The sequence below is a fragment of the Polynucleobacter sp. 39-46-10 genome (assembly GCF_002282275.1).
The window spans coordinates 1-2,037 of the sequence record NZ_NCJB01000379.1; the positions used below are offsets into that span (position 1 = coordinate 1).

Consider the following 2,037-nt stretch of genomic DNA (forward strand, 5'->3'; position numbering starts at 1 on the left):
ATAGATTTTCTAATCCTATTTCTACGGCATATAGCGGACATCAATTTGGATCATGGGCAGGCCAATTAGGCGATGGTCGCGCAATCCTACTGGGTGATATCAATCATTTAGAGCTACAGTTAAAAGGTGCCGGTAGAACGCACTACTCCAGAATGGGTGACGGAAGAGCAGTCTTAAGATCGTCTATTCGAGAATTTCTGTGCAGCGAAGCAATGCATGCGCTTGGTATACCTACTAGCCGCGCTCTTTCCGTAGTGGGATCTAAACAGGCAGTTAGACGTGAAACCATGGAAACAGCTGCGGTATGTTCGCGCATTGCCCCAAGCTTTATTCGTATCGGGCACTTTGAACACTTTGCTTCACTGCAAAATATCGTTCGTCTGAAGGAGTTGGCGGATCTGCTTATTTCAGAATTTTATCCAGAGTGTGTATCCACACAGGATCCCTACTTGAACCTATTTAAAAAGATCAGCGCCCGTAATGCAAAGTTAGTCGCGCAGTGGCAATCGGTGGGATTTTGTCATGGCGTTTTAAATAGTGACAACATTAGCGCTCTAGGCCTGACTATTGACTATGGTCCTTTTGGATTTTTAGATCATTTTGAAATCGACCATATCTGCAATCATAGTGATCATGGAGGTAGATATGCATATCATCGTCAGCCCCAAATCATGCATTGGAATATGGCCTGTCTTGCGAGTGCAATGCTTCCCTTGTTAGAGCTAGAGCATTCTGCGGAAGAGTCTCAAGACCTCTTACGCTCCGCCCTAGAGGAATTTCCATTGATTTATGCAAAAGAGTGGCAACAAGCATTTCGACTAAAGCTAGGATTGCAATCAGAACAGGATGGCGACATAGAGCTAATTGAACGTCTACTCCAGGCAATGCATGATTCAAAAGTGGATTTCACGAACTTCTTTCGAAATCTAAGTAGTCTCAAAAAAGAATCCAAGCTAACAGAGATCTTACAAAGAGATGAATTTGTCGATCGTGAACATATTGATCAATGGTTTGCCGACTACATCAATAGACTTCAATCCGAGACTGCATCTGATGATGATAGAAAGAATTTGATGGATACAGTCAACCCCAAATATATTCTGAGGAATCACTTAGCTCAAGCTGCAATTGAAAAAGCTCAGCAAGATGATTTTTCTGAAGTAGATGTCTTATTCAGAATATTGAGTAAGCCATTCGATGAGCAGTTAGCATTGCATCATTATTCAAAACCACCGCCACTGGATCTGCAGCGAGTCGCAGTCAGTTGCTCTTCTTAATCAAACAAATTCATTGCCATGACAAAGAAAACGGATCAGGAATACAGAAATACATTGAGTGATACTCAATACCGAGTAACACGTGAGGCTGCAACTGAGAGACCTTTTACTGGCAAGTACTGGGATCACTGGGAAAATGGTCAATATCGCTGCATTTGCTGCGATACCCCCCTCTTTCAATCATCGACCAAGTTCGATGCAGGTTGTGGTTGGCCTAGCTATAACGCACCTGAGAACACTACAGCGATTACCGAAGTTAAGGATATGTCCCATGGGATGATTCGCACTGAGGTCCGCTGTACCAATTGTGATGCGCATTTGGGACACGTATTTGAAGATGGCCCTCAGCCTACAGGACTTCGCTACTGTATTAACTCAGCATCCTTAAGATTTGAACCTTCTGAGAATGCCGCTGCCACGAAAACTGAATAATTCTGAAATAGCTGGATAATCAACGCATGAAATTTCTATTTGACCTCTTTCCGATCATCCTCTTTTTTATTGCATTCAAATTTGCAGACATTTACACCGCAACTATCGTAGCTATGGTTGCCACCATTGGGCAAATCCTCTGGGTTTACTATCGACATCGTAAGATCGATGCGATGCAATGGGTCAGCCTGGTCATGATTCTGGTTTTTGGTAGCCTGACTATATTCCTGCACGATAAGACTTTTATTCAACTCAAACCAACGGCTTTGTATTGGCTATTTGCAGGCGCTTTATTTATTAGCGCTCAGTTTTTTCAAAAGAACTGGAT

At 42.8% G+C, this 2,037-nt stretch carries 3 protein-coding genes; all 3 read left to right on the plus strand.

The features are described 5' to 3' along the window. On the plus strand, positions 1-1,277 hold a 1,277-nt coding region (locus B7X71_RS15840), incomplete at its 5' end, for a protein adenylyltransferase SelO (protein WP_293601439.1). 18 nt (positions 1,278-1,295) lie between these two features. Continuing rightward, positions 1,296-1,709 (plus strand): peptide-methionine (R)-S-oxide reductase MsrB, encoded by a 414-nt coding sequence (gene msrB / locus B7X71_RS15845; protein ID WP_293598765.1) that lies wholly within the window; start codon positions 1,296-1,298, stop codon positions 1,707-1,709. Between the two features lie 26 nt (positions 1,710-1,735). Beyond that, the coding region (locus tag B7X71_RS15850) for a septation protein IspZ (protein WP_293601440.1) at positions 1,736-2,037 on the plus strand (302 nt) is incomplete at its 3' end.